This window comes from Flavobacterium sp. W20_MBD1_R3 (assembly GCF_052119725.1).
GTDB lineage: Bacteria > Bacteroidota > Bacteroidia > Flavobacteriales > Flavobacteriaceae > Flavobacterium.
Map to the genome: position 1 here is coordinate 55,188 of NZ_JBGQOR010000001.1, position 15,949 is coordinate 71,136.

Genomic DNA, 15,949 nt, shown 5'->3' on the forward strand with positions numbered 1-15,949 from the left:
AATCGTTTAACTGTTTGATCGATTAACCGTGTACACGATTAATCAAATCAAAAAAAAATTACTGTTTTTTAGCAATTTGTGCCATTAATTCTGCTTCGGCCACTAGTTTTCCATTTGCGTAAGCGTTTGCTTGCATGTGACAAATTCCTCGTCTAATAGGTGTTATTAAATCACATTTAAAAATTAAAGTATCACCTGGTAATACTTTATGTTTGAATTTAACATTATCTATTTTCATAAAATAAGTCAAATAATTTTCGGGATCAGGAACCGTACTTAAAACAAGAATTCCTCCTGTTTGCGCCATCGCCTCCACTATTAGAACACCAGGCATTACTGGAGCTTCTGGAAAATGTCCGACAAAGAAATTTTCGTTCATGGTTACGTTTTTCATTCCCACAACATGAGTTTCAGACATTTCGATAATCCTGTCAATCAGTAAAAATGGTGGTCTATGCGGTAAAACTGCCATGATTTTATGAATATCCATCAATGGTTCTTGGTTTAAATCATAAACTGGAACATAATTTCTTTGTTCAATTTTTATAATTTTAGCCATTTTTTTTGCAAATTGTGTGTTCACAAAATGTCCTGGTTTGTTAGCTATTACCTTCCCCTGTATCTTAGTTCCTATTAACGCTAAATCGCCTACTACATCTAGTAATTTATGTCGGGCTGCTTCATTTGGATAGTGTAACGTTAGATTATCTAAAATACCATTTGGTTTGACCGTAATTTGATCTTTTCCAAAAGCGAGTTTCAAATTTTCCATTGTAGCATTAGATATTTCTTTATCAACGTAAACAATAGCATTATTCAAATCACCACCTTTTATTAAACCGTTCTCTAAAAGAGATTCTAATTCATGCAAAAAACTGAATGTTCTGGATTCTGATATTTCAGTTTTGAAATCAGAAATATTTTTCATTGTTGCATTTTGGGTCCCTAAAATTTTAGTCCCAAAATCGACCATTGCCGTAACACAGTAATGATCACTTGGCATGATTAAAATTTCGCTGCCTGTGGCTTCGTCTATAAAAGAAATGACTTCTTTTACAACATATACATTTCTTTTTGCGCTTTGTTCCTCAATTCCTGCTTTTTCAAGAGCTTCAACGAAATACTTAGAGGAGCCATCCATTATAGGAAGTTCCGAAGCGTTTAATTCTATAATAACATTATCTAGATCACAACCTGTTAATGCTGCTAAAACATGTTCGGGTGTTTGAATCTTTACTCCTAATTTTTCTAGATTTGTTCCTCTTTGTGTGTTTACAACATAATTTGCATCAGCTTCAACAATAGGTTGTCCCTCAAGATCTACTCGAACAAAAGTAAAACCTTTATTGATTGGAGCCGGTTTAAAAGTCATTTTCACTTCTTTACCGGTGTGTAATCCAACTCCAGTCAGAGAGATTTCTGTTTTGATGGTCTTCTGTTTAACCATTGTTTCCATTTTTTTGGTTTAATATTTGTTTTTTTAATTCTTCAATTTCTGCAACAATTTTAGGTAAATTCTTAAAGTGAACGTACGATTTACTAAAATCATTATAACCAAATGCGGGACTTCCTTGTAGGATTTCATTATCTTTAATATTCCTTCCTACGCCACATTGTGCTTGAATGCGTATATTATTACCAATGGTCAAATGTCCTGCAATTCCAACCTGACCACCAATCATTCCGTTTTTACCTATTTTAGTCGAACCCGCAACCCCTGTTTGTGCGGCGATTACCGTATTCTCTCCAATTTCAACATTGTGGGCAATTTGAATTTGGTTGTCCAGCTTAACTCCTTTTCTTATTATAGTGGAGCCCATTGTAGCTCTGTCGATTGTGGTACAAGACCCAATATCAACATTATCTTCAATTATAACATTTCCAATTTGTGGAATTTTGGTATACGTTCCGTCCGGATTTGGTGCAAAACCAAAACCATCTGAACCGATTATAGCACCAGAATGTATGGTGCAATTGTTCCCTATAATTGTTTCCGAATATATTTTTGCGCCAGCAAATAAAATCACATTATCTCCTACGACCACATTGTCACCCAAAAAACAATTGGGATAAATTTTTACGTTTTCTCCTAAAACTACATTTTGTCCTACATAACTAAAACTTCCTAAATACAAACCAGCTCCGTATTTAGCATTCTCCGAAAGGAAAGAGGGCTGCTCAATACCGCTTTTATTTAATTTTACCTTATTGTAAAATTCTAATAATTTAGAAAATGCGGAATAAGCATCATTCACTTTAATTAAGGTTGTAGTAAGTGGTGCATCAGCTATGAAGGTATCATTAACAATTGTTACTGATGCTTTAGTTGAGTAAATATAATTCTGATATTTTGGGTTTGACAAGAAAGTAAGAGATCCTTCCGTGCCTTCTTCGATTTTTGATAATCTAGAAACTTCAGCCATGGGATTCCCTACAACTTCACCTTCTAAAATCCCTGCTATTTGTTCTGCTGTAAATTTCATCCCGACAAAAATATAAAAAATAGGTTTTAAATACTGAATTTATAACAGTTGTTTTGGAAAACATAGGTAATATTTAGTTACCGATTTAGATAATGATTTCAAATTCAATTGGTCAGAGGCATCCACAACGTCTTCAATTGTTTTGTCTTTATTCAAAATTCGTATTGGTTCTGCATTTTTACTGTAGGCCTGATTTTTTATCTTTCCTCTAAAAATAAAATAGTTCGTTTCCAGCAATGAAATACTATTTTCTAAAGCAAAACGCTCTTTGAGCGGCTGTAATTCTTCAATAGCCACTTTTTCGCTGGTTAATTTTATTTTTAATAAATCACGGTTGACAATCATTTTACTCAAAGACGACAGAATAAAATCATCCTCTTTTTGCCAAGCTTTTAAAGCACCAATAATATCAAAATCATCTAATTGAGCAAATAAATCTAGCGTTTGAGCATCAAAGGTTTCCATGGTAACTTTATTTTCCATAAAAAAAGACAAAGGCTTGCTGCAAGGTAATTTTATTCCTTTTAAGGTCAATTCTTTAGCTCTTTTTAGGACTTTCGTCAAAATTAACTCTGCCACTAAACTGGTTTTATGTAAATAGACCTGCCAGTACATTAACCGTCTGGACATTAAAAATTTTTCAACAGAATAGATTCCCTTTTCTTCAATAACCAAAACATCATCCACTACATTCATCATTTGGATCAATCGTTCTGAATTGACATTCCCTTCTGAAACACCAGAATAAAAGCTGTCTCGTTTCAAATAATCCATTCGATCCATATCCAGTTGACTTGAAATGAGTTGCAGCATAAATATTCGATCGTAATCTCCTTTAAAAACCTGAATGGCTAAACTCAATTGCCCGTTGAACTCAACGTTTAACTGATTCATGAATAATAAGGAAATTTCTTCGTGATGCACATCCTCGACTATGCTTCTTTCCATTGCATGTGAGAAAGGACCATGACCGATGTCGTGCAGTAAAATGGCAATGTAAAGCGCATTTTCTTCTTCTTTTGAGAGTGAAATTCCTTTAAAACGCAATACATCAACCGCTTTTTGCATTAAATGCAAACAGCCTAAAGCATGATGAAAGCGAGTATGATTTGCTCCAGGATACACTAAATAAGACAATCCCATTTGAGAAATTCGACGCAAACGTTGAAAATAAGGATGCTGTATTAAATCGTAAATTAACGCATTTGGGATGGTAATAAACCCATAAATGGGATCATTGAATATTTTTAGTTTATTGATTTGACTCACTATTACGTATTTTTTAGGGTCAACAAATGTAAGTAAATTAGTTTTAAAAACAGGAAAATCGACTTTGGGATTTAAAGTCAAAAAAAAAACGGAGTGTTTTTAGCACCCCGTAAGTATTGTTTTAAAGTTTTCTAATCCAGATATTTCTAAATTGATTTTTAGAATCATGATCTTGAAGCGAAATAAAATCATCACCATGAGCCGAAGGATAATTATGTAATCCTATGTATAATGTAAGTCCGTTGATGGTAGTATTATTTTGTACTAAAACACCATTCAAAAATACGGTTATTCTGGCCGGTGCATCAATTTTTCCGTCTACTTTAAACCTTGGCGCCGTGTAAATTACATCGTAGGCATTCCATTCTAATGGTGTTTTTACCGCGTTTACTAATGGTGGATGGTCTTTGTAAATACTACCAGCCTGACCATTGTTATAGGTTCTGTTATTATAGGAATCTAATATTTGTAATTCATATCTATTTTGAAAAAACACACCACTATTGCCCCTTGCTTGTCCTCCATCTAAAACAACATCTGGCGCACTCCATTCTAAGTGTAACTGACAATCCCCAAAAGTCATTTTGGTTTGAATAGCGCCAGATCCGGGAACAACTTCCATATAGTCTTTATCAATAATTTTCCATTCAGCAGGTTTATTTATATCCTTCTGGCTCACCCACTGATCTAAGTTTTTACCATCAAATAAGATAATTGCATCAGAAGGTGCATTTCCAATGGTTTTAGCTGGCATAATAACTTTGACTTCTGGTTCCCAAATCTCGGTCATTTCAGGTTTCATTGGCATTGGGGAAACCTCTGGCGGAGTATTTACATACTTGTGTTGCGCCATAGCTACAGTAGCAGAAAATAAGGCCATCATTAAAAAAGAGTTCTTAAAGTTTTTAGATTTCATAGTTAAATTCGGTTGGTTTAATAAAAATATAAGTATTGGGTAACAGTTGACTTTTCAATAATAAGCATTTTTTATTAAATTTAAGCTTTATTGACAAAAAAAGTAACAACTGATGATACCTACATAACACTAATAAAAGTTTATCTAACAGTGTTTTTTATGTTAAAAAATTAACATAATTTTAAGTTCGTTTAGTTCGGTAATTACCGAACTAAGGTTTACTTTTGCAAAAAAAATAAAATGAACAATATACCTAAAGAGAGAGAAGAACTCATAGAAATGTTCGGAATTCATTTTGAGTTAATGTACAATTTGTCCCCGCTTGGTTCCAGAATATTGGGGTTATTAATAATTGATGGCTGTAAGAAAGGATTAACTTTTGAAGAAATAGTTGATAAATTAGGCGCCAGTAAAAGTTCCGTTTCTACCAATTTGAACCTATTGCTAAAAATGGACAAAATCAACTATTACACCTTGACTGGTGATCGAAAAAAATATTTCAGGTCCAGCCCGTTTAGTGAAAGACTAACTAATTATCTAAAAATACTAGACTTTGAAAAACAAATAATTGATAAACTTCAGGCGTATCGTGAAAAAACGATTTCATGCCCAGAAGAACAATGCAATATGGAAAATGTAAAAGCCTATAAAGCCCATGTTTGTGAAGTAGAAGAACTACTGATTAAAACCATCGAAAAATTCAAAGAAATAGAAATCAATAATAGTAAGAATAATAATTAATCAATAGTAGTAAATAGTCCCGTATGAAAAAGAAATATTTTATAAGTGTAATTTTGTTATCAATAAGCTTGCTTTCCTGCAAAAAAGAAACCGATCAAAAGGCTCCTCCTGCAATGTCTTATAAAGTGGTCATGATAGAAACATCGAATACTACTTTATTAGCTGAATATCCTACCAGTTTAGAAGGTGTTACCGATATAGACATTCGTGCAAAAGTAGACGGATATATTGAAAAAATTTATGTAAAAGAAGGTCAAGAAGTAAAAAAAGGGCAATTACTTTTTAAATTAGAGACACAAACAGCAACCCAAGAAGCGGGAGCTGCAAAAGCAAAAATTAGTGGGGCTCAAGTGGAGGTAAATCGTTTAATTCCTTTAGTAGAACGCAACATTATCAGTGATGTTCAATTGGAAGCTGCTAAAGCAAATTTAGCTAGTGCCAAAAGCACTTATCAGAGTATCGTTGCAAGAATTAATTATGCCACTATTAAAAGTCCGGTTAACGGAATTGTAGGGACTTTACCCTTAAGACTAGGGAGCTATGTCAGCAGTCAAACTGCTGAGCCTTTAACCCGAATTTCAGATGTAAGCACTATTTATGCCTATTTTTCAGTAAATGAAAAAGAACAATTGGATATCATGCTGAATGCGACAGGAAAGTCATTTCAAGAAAAAATAAACAAAATGGAAGCGGTCAATTTAATCCTAAGCAACGGCATGCAATATGAGCAAAAGGGTAAAATCGAAACTTTTAGCGGACAAGCCAATTCACAAACCGGGTCGTTTAATGTGCGAGCACGTTTTGCTAACGGGGAGAAATTATTGCGTTCCGGAGCAAGTGGAACTATTCAAATCCCAACCCACTTAGAAGATATTATTATTATCCCGCAAAATGTAACATTAGAATTGCAAGATAAGCGCATTGCACTTGTTGTGGATAAAAACAACAAAGTACAAGCGATTCCTATTGAAGTTCGCGCAATTCCTGGAGGTAAATTTTATGTAGTTGATAGCGGATTAAATATAAACGATAAAATACTTGTCGAAGGAGTTGGAATAGTGACTCAAGGAACACTTATTACCCCAGAAGTTGTTGATTATAAGACTATAATCAATCCAACAAAAAAATAATTCACAAATTAACTATTGAATAAATAATAAAATATGTTTTCAAAATTCATTGACAGACCTGTATTGTCAACAGTGATATCTATTATCATCGTAATTTTGGGAGTTTTAGGGTTAATCTCACTTCCAGTTTCACAATATCCAGAAATAGCGCCACCCACGGTTACTGTATCAGCAAATTATCAAGGAGCAAGTGCCGAAGTCGTAATGAGCTCGGTAGTAATCCCATTAGAAGAACAAATTAACGGTGTTGAAGACATGACTTATATGACTTCGACATCAAATAATGATGGTTCGGCGGCCATTAATATTTTCTTTAAATTAGGTACAAATCCAGATTTTGCAGCTGTGAATGTGCAAAATCGAGTTTCACGTGCTACACCTTTGTTGCCTCAAGAAGTTACAAAGGCTGGTGTCACAACTTCAAAGAGGCAAAGTGATAATATATTGATTTTATCATTATACAGTGAAAATCCAGATTATGATGATACTTTTCTTCAAAATTATGCTAACATCAATATTTTACCAAAAATAAAACGTGTAGCCGGAGTTGGAGAAGCAATGATTTTTGGACAAAAAGACTACTCGATGCGTATTTGGCTAAAGCCAGATGTAATGGGAGCTTATGGACTTGTCCCTTCTGATATAACAGCTTTATTGGCTGAGCAAAATATTGAAGCAGCGCCGGGTCAGTTAGGTGAAAGCGGAGACCAATCTTTTCAATATGCATTAAAATATAAAGGACGTTTACAAGATGTAAAAGAATTCGAGGAAATTATTGTTCGTTCCACCGAAAATGGAGAAATCCTCAAGTTAGGCGATGTTGCAAGAATTGAATTGGGAGCTGTAAATTATGCCAGTAATGCATTAACAAATGGAAACAAATCAATTGCGATTGCAATTGCACAAACCGCGGGATCTAATGCACAAGAAGTAATTGAAGGATCTTTAAAAGTATTAGATGAAGCGGAAGTAAGTTTTCCAAAAGGGGTAAAATATGCAACATTAATTAATGCAAACGACTTCTTAGATGAATCTATAACTAAAGTAATTCATACCTTAATTGAAGCCTTTTTATTAGTGTTTATAGTCGTTTTTATCTTCTTGCAAGACTGGAGATCTACCCTTATACCTGCAATATCAGTACCGGTTGCTATTGTGGGAACGTTCTTTTTCCTAAGTTTATTTGGCTTTACCATTAATTTATTAACGCTTTTTGCCTTAGTACTGGCTGTGGGAATTGTGGTTGATGATGCCATTGTCGTGGTTGAAGCCGTCCATGCTAAAATGGAAGCTGGAGAACATGATCCAAAAAAAGCAGCTCACAGTGCTATGCAGGACATCAGTAGCGCAATTATTTCCATTACGCTTGTAATGTCGGCTGTATTTATTCCTGTTTCGTTTATCAGTGGATCAGCAGGAGTTTTCTACAAACAGTTTGGAATAACTTTGGCAGTTGCAATTGTATTATCAGCTATTAACGCCCTTACACTTTCGCCTGCTTTATGTGCCATTTTTCTAAAAGAACATAATAAAAGTGCAAAGAAAAAAGGTTTTGCAGAACGTTTTTATACTGCATTTAATGTTGGATTTGAAACAACAACCGCTAAATACAAAAGATCTGTCGAATTTTTTATAAAACGTAAATGGTTGGCTTTTTTAGGAATTGCCATCTTTGCAGGGATTTTTATCCTATTATTAAATATTACACCAAAAGCTTTTGTTCCGGGTGAGGATACAGGGGCAATTCTTTCAGATGTTTCACTTCCACCAGGTACTTCCTTGGAAAGAACGGAGGAGGTTTTGTTACAAATTGAAAATAAAGTTAAAGACATTCCTGAAATAAAAGAAGTACTTCGAATTTCAGGTCGTAGTTTAATAAGCGGAACTGGTAGTAACTACGGAATGATAATTGTCAAGTTAAAGACTTGGGATGAACGTAAAGAGGCTAATCAGGAAATAAATGGAGTTGTACAGGAATTATTTAAGCGAACCGCTTCTGTCAAAGATGCAAAAGTCTTATATTTTGCTCGTCCTACACTTGTTGGTTTTGGTTATACCAATGGTTTTGAGTTTCAATTACAAGATCAAAAAGGAGGAACAATTGAGGAGTTAAGTGAAGTAAACAATAAGTTTTTAGGAGCTTTAAACAGCCGTCCCGAAATCAAATATGCGACGACCTCTTTTTCTCCAAATTATCCGCAATATCGAATTGATTTGAATGTTGCTACTATAAAAAAAGCAGGCTTGAGTGTTACTGACGTTTTAGGAACCATGCAAGGATATTATGGTGGCGTTTATGCCTCTAATTTTAATAAGTTTGGAAAACAATTTCGAGTGGTTTACCAAGCTGAACCTGAATTTAGGAATAATCCTGAATCATTAAATAAAGTATTGGTCAGAAACAATGCAGGTCAGATGGCCCCCATTTCACAATTTGTGACTTTAGTAAAAGTATTTGGCCCTCAGGCAATAGAACGTTTCAATTTATTCACTTCTGTAAAAGTCACAGGTGCTCCAAATGAAGGATTTAGTTCAGGTGACGCCATAAAAGCGGTTCAAGAAGTGGCAAGTGAAATTTTACCTGTTGGTTACGGGTATGAGTTTTCAGGGATGACTCGCGAGGAAATAAGTGCAGGCGATCAAACGTTGTATATTTTTCTACTGTGTTTAGTTTTTGTATATTTCTTGTTAGCTGCTCAATATGAAAGCTATATGTTGCCTTTTGCGGTACTGATTTCATTACCAATTGGTTTAGCAGGAGCATACTTATTTGCTTATTTATTCGATGTAACTGATAATATTTATTTACAAATAACACTTATTATGCTTATTGGCTTGCTCGCTAAGAATGCAATTTTGATAGTCGAGTTTTCTGTAGATTCAAGAAAAAAAGGAATGAGTATTGCTCAAGCTGCTATTACTGGTGCGGTTGCACGTTTGCGTCCTATATTGATGACATCATTTGCATTTATTTTTGGATTGTTACCCTTGATGCTAGCCAAAGGAGCTGGAGCTGTTGGAAACAATTCTATTGGTACTGGGGCAATTGGCGGAATGTTAATAGGAACCATTTTTGGAATTTTTGTAATACCGGTCTTATTTATCGTTTTCCAAACCTTACAGGAAAAAATTTCTACAAAACCACTTCCATCAGTAAACCAAGATTCAGATGTTGCACTTTTAAACAAAGAAAATGAAGAATAAGTTAAATAAAATAGCAATACTTATTGTATCTGCTACAGTAATGCAGTCGTGCTTTGTTGCTAAAAAATATGACAGGCCAGAATTAAAAACCGAAAATCTTTATAGAACTGAAATTGTTTCAAAAGACAGTACTTCACTTGCTAATGTTGCCTGGGATGCCGTTTTCACGGATCCACTTCTACAAGGTTATATCAAAAAAGGACTAAAAAACAATCTTGATATCAGAATTGCAATGCAGAATATCCAAGCAGCCGAAGCTTCTATGAAACAAGGGAAAGCCGGATATTTCCCAACTTTTTCCTTGGGAGCAGATTGGACACATCAGGAACTTTCTAAAAATAGTCAATTTGGCGCCTTGATCAGTGGTGGCGGTGGTTCAACGAATGTGGACCAATATCAGTTTACAGGAAATCTGTCTTGGGAAGCAGATATTTGGGGAAAAATAAGAAGTAATAAGCGTGCAGCAAATGCAGTTTACATGCAAACCACAGCAGCCAATCAAGTGGTCAAAACACAATTGATTGCGAACCTTGCAGCTATCTATTACCAATTGCTTTCGGTTGATGCGCAAATTAAACTAGCGGAGCGCACCTTGATCAATAGAAATCAAAGTATTGAAACAATTATAGCATTAAAAGAAGCAGGAAATGTAACTGAAGTTGGTGTGAAGCAAACCGAAGCACAGAAATATGCCACCGAAATTATCATTGCTGATCTCAAGAATAATGGTATCATTCTTGAAAATATGATGAGTATTCTTATGGGCGAAGCTTCTGCCAAAATTGAGAGAAGCACTTTTGAAACACAATCCGTTCAACCTACTATTACACTTGGCGTACCTGCAACATTACTAAGAAACCGACCTGACGTAATTGCAGCAGAATACAATTTTATTTCAAGTTTTGAACAAACCAATGTTGCTAAAAGTAATTTTTATCCAACATTTAAACTAACAGCGACGGGTGGACTTCAGAGCATTGATTTAAAAGAATGGTTCAGTGCTAATTCGCTTTTTGCAACTGTAATTTCAGGACTGACACAACCTATTTTTAATCAACGACAAATTAAAACGAGGTTCGAAATTGCAAAAACCAATCAGGAAAAAGCCTATCTTCAGTTTGAGCAGTCTTTGTTGACCGCCGGAAAGGAAGTATCGGATGCATTGGCGCAATACAATAATGAGACGTATAAACTTACCGTTAGAGAAAAACAAGTCGATGCTTTGAACAAAGCCACCGATTATTCAGATGAATTATTGACATACGGTTTAGCTAATTATTTAGAAGTTTTGACTGTAAAAGACAACGCATTAAATGCCGAACTAAACTTAATAGATAATAGATTCCAACAATATAAAGCAATAATTCAATTGTACAGAGCCCTTGGAGGTGGCTGGCAATAATATAATTGCTTGACTAAATATTATTAATTCCTGTTTCTTCAAAACCACTGCTCTTTGTACCGGCAGTGGTTTTGTTATTTAATCTAAAATCTTGTTTTTTAATTTCTTAGTTAAGAATCAAGTTGTAAATAGATATAAATCCAAACGCAATCAGCATCAGAAATACAAATCCAAAGAACATACTTTTTTCGGACTCAATTACTGGTTTGTTGTCTTTGTATAAACTCATTACCACTCCGTTTAGTCCATAACCAAAAATAAATTTACACGCTACTTCTTGATCATTTTCAATTATTTTAAAATGATGTGTTGCTCCAGTAATCGAATTTTTCTCCGAGACTACTTTTCCGTTGAGTACTATCGTTTCTCTTCCGATAAAAGAATTAAAAACTTCAATTTTATTGTTTCCAAGATTGATTGTGGTAAATTTCATAGTGTGGTTTTTAGTTTAATTTTACTAATCAGTTGCTAAAATAGCGTAACCGTAATTATCGGACCAGCCGGATGATAACGGCAATAATTTTCGGGTATGAGCTTCTCTGGTCATTCCTGTTTTTTCTAAAACATGTATGGAACCAACATTCCCAATAGCACAACCCGCTTCAATCCTATGCAGAGTAAGTTTATTGAAACCAAAACGGAGAATTTCTTTTAAAGATTCTGTAGCATACCCTTTGTTCCAATGGTCTTTGTGGAATTTAAACCAAACTTCAGCATTTTTATATTTTACTTTCCCCAAATTGATTCCAATTAACCCTATAATTTGGTTTCCGGTATTTAATTCGACCACAAAAGTAAAATAGGTCGTAAGGTCTTTATTATTTTCAAAAATCCACTTTTCTAAAACCAGTTTTGTTTCTTCAATATTTTCCGGAATTCCTAAAGTATTGAACTCATCAGTTTCTTTCAAAGAATGTAATTCGTGAATATAATCCAAATCCAATAGCGTGATTGGTCTTAGTATTAATCGTTCTGTTTTGAGAATTAGGTTGTTCATTTTTTGTTTCTTATAATACTAAAACAGTTTATATATTCTGTGAATAGGAATCATCACACCTTGCTTCAAGATAACATTTTTGTCCGTAACAGCCCAAACAGTAGTATCTACAACTTTCTTGGATTCGTTGTCTTCAAAGAAAATTTTAAGTTTCGAATGCTCTAAATTACCCAGTGCTAAAGCTCTGTTGATCTCACCGGTTCTAATTTTTATTTCCTCGACTTCTTTTAAAACATCGGTTTTAGGAAATTTAAGCGTTGCGATAGCTTCTTTGTCTATGTTTATAAAATCTTCGGTCATACTTGTTTAAATTTTAATTACTACTACATTTAAATACAATTGCAAATCAAAAATGGATTCAATTTTATTCGCTTTTATACTACATACAAAAATAAAATCTTCGCACTTTGTTACTGCCAATTTTATATTAATTTTTTACTTTGTTTGACTATCTTTTAATTCGCTTCATCGGACTATCTTTATTTTTCCTTTAAGGAACACACAACAGCTTGCATAAAATTCATAGTTTTTTATTGACAGACTTAAAGATTGTAAGTTTGTAGCATTTCGAAGTAAAGTAATGGCTAAAATTTAATGGCGTAATTACGACAACCATCTAATTTCTATATTATAGATTTCAATGATTTGTACGGATTACTTTGTTGCAATGCTTAAAATTTTTTTTCATTCTTCTATCTGTTGTATAAACTCGTGTTGATAGTTGTGACGGTAAATACTTTTTGCTTCTTAGACGCATGAAGCTGTTTATTCTTAACTACTGCTGCTATTTATAAGGAATTGATTCTTTTTTTACCTTCAAAAATTATTCTAATTGTTTTTGATTTGTTTATTTATAAAGCTGTCAGTACTATTATGATGAATCAATTATTTATAACCATTGCGTTTTTGATACCTAAATTAGAATGATATACTTCAATGATTAGTGGCACTGCGTGAGGGATGGAAGCGGCATCCCACGCTTTTTAGCGTGGATACAGCGGACAGCCCGCCCCGGAAGTAGTTTACGGAGTACGGGACACGCCCGTAAAAAATTTGAAATAAAAAAAGCTATCTCAGGGAACAAAAATCAAAGTTTTAAGCTGTTAAAAAATTATAATAATATTAGCAGGTAGCCGTTGCAAAAAAATGTAATTTGGCTTTTTAATTGAGTACTTTCAAACTCTTGGAACTGCAACTTATGGACAAAATAAAAATACTTTGGGTTGATGATGAAATCGACCTTTTGAAACCACATATATTATTTCTGGAAAAAAAAAATTACGAGGTAACGACCTGTAATAATGGATTAGATGCGATTGTAATTTTTGAAAAAAATAATTTTGATATTGTTTTTTTAGATGAAAATATGCCTGGAATGAGCGGTTTGGAAACACTGTCAGAAATGAAGGAAAAAAAATCTTCGGTTCCAATGATTATGATTACAAAAAGCGAGGAAGAAGATATCATGGAGGAAGCCATAGGTTCTAAAATTGCTGATTATTTGATCAAACCCGTAAATCCGAACCAGATTTTGTTGAGTTTGAAAAAAAATCTAGATCATTCCCGATTGATTTCGCAAAAAACAACGCTTGATTATCAGAAGGAATTTAGAAAAATCACGATGGAAATGGCTATGGTTAATTCCTATGAAGACTGGATTGAATTGTATAAAAAATTGATTTTTTGGGAGCTGGAACTGGAAAACATCAATGATCAGAGTATGGTTGAAATTCTAGAATCCCAGAAAACAGAAGCCAATTCACAATTTGGCAAATTCATTGAGCGCAATTACGAGGATTGGTTTGCACCAAAAGCCGATAAACCGGTTCAATCGCACACGTTATTCAAAGAATTAGTACTTCCTGAACTCAAGAAAAAGGACAAGCCTATTTTGTTTGTCGTTATTGACAACCTGCGTTACGACCAGTGGAAAACTTTTGAAAGTGTCGTTGGAAATTACTATAAATTAGAAAAAGAGGTACCCTACTACTCTATTCTTCCTACGGCGACGCAGTATGCGAGAAACGCTATTTTCTCTGGTTTAACGCCACTAGAAATGGAAAAACAGTTTCCAAAATACTGGAAAAATGACCCCGAAGAAGGCGGAAAAAACCTTTTTGAAGCAGAATTTTTGAAAGCACAATTAAAACGATTGGGGTTAAATATCAAGGAAGATTATTTTAAAATAACCAGTCTTGCCGCGGGAAAAAAATTAGCAGAGGGTTTTAAATCTTTAAAAGATAATGATTTAGTTACCGTAGTCTATAATTTTGTAGATATGCTTTCCCATGCCAAAACGGAGATGGACGTCGTGAAAGAACTAGCCTCAGATGATAAAGCGTACCGATCATTGACGTTGAGCTGGTTTAAGAATTCCCCCCTATTAGAAATCATTCAACAGGCCCAAAAAATGGGTTTCAAGTTGATTTTAACCACGGATCACGGTACAATAAATGTGAAAAATCCATCGAAAGTGGTGGGTGACAAAAACACGAGTTTAAACTTACGATACAAAACCGGACGTAGTTTGACCTACGAACACAAAGATGTTTATGCAGTGAAAGAGCCAAAAAATATCGGTTTGCCTACCATAAATATGAGTAGTTCTTATATTTTTGCAAAAAATGATTTGTTCTTGGCGTATGTCAACAATTACAATCATTATGTGAGTTATTACAAAAACACATATCAGCACGGTGGAATTTCATTGGAAGAAATGATTATTCCGTTTTTAGTTTTTAATCCGAAATAATAAAGTAGTCAGTCTCAGTTTTTATTGTTCATTGCGAGGAACGAAGCAATCACATTAAGTTGCTCAACTTCTTCCCTTTTTAGTGCGATTGCTTCGTTCCTCGCAATGACATATTAACTGCAGATTAATAAACACTTAAATCATGAACATCATTTTTTCTATTGACCAACTCGAGGAAGTTGCGCAAAAAATCATAGCGAATAACCCCAAAAAAGTGATGCTTTTTCATGGGGAAATGGGTGTTGGAAAAACAACATTAATCAAGCAATTGTGCAAAACGTTGGGAGTAACTGGTCCTACAAGCAGTCCAACCTTTTCTTTAGTTAATGAATACGAAGCTGATGACAATCAGTTGGTTTATCATTTTGATTTTTATAGATTAAATAAAGAAGAAGAAGCTTTAGATATGGGAATTGATGATTATTTGTATTCCGGTAATTGGTGCTTTATAGAATGGGCGGAAAAGATTCCAAATCTAATTCCACTTATGCATTCGGTTATCAATATTTCGCTGCTTGCTGATGGTAAACGGTCTTTAACGCTAAGCTAAAAGTCATTATGAAAACAGATAATATGGTTGTAATCATTCCATTTTCAACGGATTTTACAACTTCAATAAAAACATTAAATCTGGAATGGTTGCAAAAACATTTCAGGGTTGAACCCAAAGATGAACTTGTACTTTCGGACCCTCAAGGTCAGATAATAGATAAAGGCGGAATGATTTTTTATGCGAAATATAAAGATGAAATCGTAGGCACAGTTTCATTAATAAAAATCGACAACACCACTTTCGAGTTGAGCAAAATGGCTGTAACAGCTGGTGTGCAAGGATTGGGAATTGGTAAAAAACTAATGTTGCATTGTCTTGCTGTTGCCGAAGCAAAAGGAATAGCAAAATTAATTTTATATTCAAACCGAAAATTACTTTCAGCTATTTATCTATATAAAAAATTTGGTTTCGTAGAAGTCGCTTTGGAAAACGGCATTTATGAGCGAGCCGATATAAAAATGGAACGAATGATTCACTAAGATTTAGTCGTGTTTGACACGAA

Annotated in this window: 14 protein-coding genes; 7 read left to right on the forward strand and 7 right to left on the reverse strand. The window is 34.1% G+C overall.

The window, feature by feature from the left end; genetic code table 11:
• Window positions 1–58: 58 nt before the first annotated feature.
• The 4 genes from ACEN2F_RS00250 to ACEN2F_RS00265 all read right to left on the reverse strand — a co-directional run bounded on the left by ACEN2F_RS00250 (window position 59) and on the right by ACEN2F_RS00265 (window position 4,668).
• A complete protein-coding gene (locus ACEN2F_RS00250) occupies window positions 59–1,447 on the reverse strand; it encodes a bifunctional UDP-3-O-[3-hydroxymyristoyl] N-acetylglucosamine deacetylase/3-hydroxyacyl-ACP dehydratase (protein WP_441735900.1) in 1,389 nt (462 codons plus the stop codon).
• The gene (gene lpxD / locus ACEN2F_RS00255; RefSeq protein ID WP_441734548.1) at window positions 1,440–2,483 is read right to left on the reverse strand and encodes a UDP-3-O-(3-hydroxymyristoyl)glucosamine N-acyltransferase; all 1,044 of its coding nucleotides are present in this window, start codon (window positions 2,481–2,483) and stop codon (window positions 1,440–1,442) included. Before lpxD ends, ACEN2F_RS00250 begins: the two co-directional genes overlap by 8 nt.
• A gap of 39 nt (window positions 2,484–2,522) precedes the next feature.
• Entirely contained in the window at window positions 2,523–3,752 is a 1,230-nt protein-coding gene (locus ACEN2F_RS00260; protein WP_441734550.1) for an HD domain-containing protein, read from the reverse strand.
• Window positions 3,753–3,873: 121 nt separating this feature from the next.
• A complete protein-coding gene (locus ACEN2F_RS00265; protein WP_441734552.1) occupies window positions 3,874–4,668 on the reverse strand; it encodes a 3-keto-disaccharide hydrolase in 795 nt (264 codons plus the stop codon).
• A 240-nt stretch (window positions 4,669–4,908) separates the two neighbouring features.
• Here ACEN2F_RS00265 and ACEN2F_RS00270 point away from each other — a divergent pair, with 240 nt between their 5' ends.
• The 4 genes from ACEN2F_RS00270 to ACEN2F_RS00285 are packed head-to-tail and all read left to right on the forward strand — an operon-like array spanning window position 4,909 to window position 11,145.
• Window positions 4,909–5,409, forward strand: a complete 501-nt coding sequence (locus ACEN2F_RS00270) for a GbsR/MarR family transcriptional regulator (RefSeq protein ID WP_441734555.1) — start codon at window positions 4,909–4,911, stop codon at window positions 5,407–5,409.
• A gap of 23 nt (window positions 5,410–5,432) precedes the next feature.
• Window positions 5,433–6,539 (forward strand): efflux RND transporter periplasmic adaptor subunit, encoded by a 1,107-nt coding sequence (locus ACEN2F_RS00275; protein ID WP_441734558.1) that lies wholly within the window; start codon window positions 5,433–5,435, stop codon window positions 6,537–6,539.
• A 33-nt stretch (window positions 6,540–6,572) separates the two neighbouring features.
• Window positions 6,573–9,743 carry an efflux RND transporter permease subunit gene (locus tag ACEN2F_RS00280; RefSeq protein ID WP_441734561.1) on the forward strand — a complete coding sequence of 1,057 codons (3,171 nt, stop codon included), beginning with the start codon at window positions 6,573–6,575 and terminating at the stop codon, window positions 9,741–9,743.
• Window positions 9,733–11,145, forward strand: a complete 1,413-nt coding sequence (locus tag ACEN2F_RS00285; protein WP_441734564.1) for an efflux transporter outer membrane subunit — start codon at window positions 9,733–9,735, stop codon at window positions 11,143–11,145. The genes ACEN2F_RS00280 and ACEN2F_RS00285 overlap by 11 nt, the downstream gene beginning before the upstream one ends.
• Before the next feature lie 106 nt (window positions 11,146–11,251).
• Here the strand turns inward: ACEN2F_RS00285 and ACEN2F_RS00290 are convergent, their stop codons facing one another.
• From ACEN2F_RS00290 to ACEN2F_RS00300, 3 genes are read right to left on the reverse strand one after another with little or no spacing between them, the layout of a single operon-like run.
• Window positions 11,252–11,578, reverse strand: coding sequence for a hypothetical protein (locus ACEN2F_RS00290; RefSeq protein ID WP_441734566.1), 327 nt, complete (start codon window positions 11,576–11,578; stop codon window positions 11,252–11,254).
• A gap of 24 nt (window positions 11,579–11,602) precedes the next feature.
• Window positions 11,603–12,142: a GNAT family N-acetyltransferase gene (locus ACEN2F_RS00295; protein ID WP_441734568.1), complete on the reverse strand. Its 540-nt coding sequence runs from the start codon at window positions 12,140–12,142 to the stop codon at window positions 11,603–11,605.
• Between the two features lie 18 nt (window positions 12,143–12,160).
• Complete coding sequence (locus ACEN2F_RS00300) at window positions 12,161–12,442, reverse strand: hypothetical protein (protein ID WP_441734571.1); 282 nt, start codon at window positions 12,440–12,442, stop codon at window positions 12,161–12,163.
• An 898-nt stretch (window positions 12,443–13,340) separates the two neighbouring features.
• Between ACEN2F_RS00300 and ACEN2F_RS00305 the strand changes: the two genes are divergently transcribed.
• The 3 genes from ACEN2F_RS00305 (at window position 13,341) to ACEN2F_RS00315 (ending at window position 15,926) form a co-directional block, all read left to right on the forward strand.
• Window positions 13,341–14,894, forward strand: a complete 1,554-nt coding sequence (locus ACEN2F_RS00305) for a PglZ domain-containing protein (protein ID WP_441734574.1) — start codon at window positions 13,341–13,343, stop codon at window positions 14,892–14,894.
• Between the two features lie 142 nt (window positions 14,895–15,036).
• Window positions 15,037–15,444: a tRNA (adenosine(37)-N6)-threonylcarbamoyltransferase complex ATPase subunit type 1 TsaE gene (tsaE, locus tag ACEN2F_RS00310; protein WP_441734577.1), complete on the forward strand. Its 408-nt coding sequence runs from the start codon at window positions 15,037–15,039 to the stop codon at window positions 15,442–15,444.
• Between the two features lie 8 nt (window positions 15,445–15,452).
• On the forward strand, window positions 15,453–15,926 hold the full coding sequence (locus tag ACEN2F_RS00315) for a GNAT family N-acetyltransferase (protein WP_441734579.1): 474 nt from the start codon (window positions 15,453–15,455) through the stop codon (window positions 15,924–15,926).
• Window positions 15,927–15,949 lie beyond the last annotated feature (23 nt).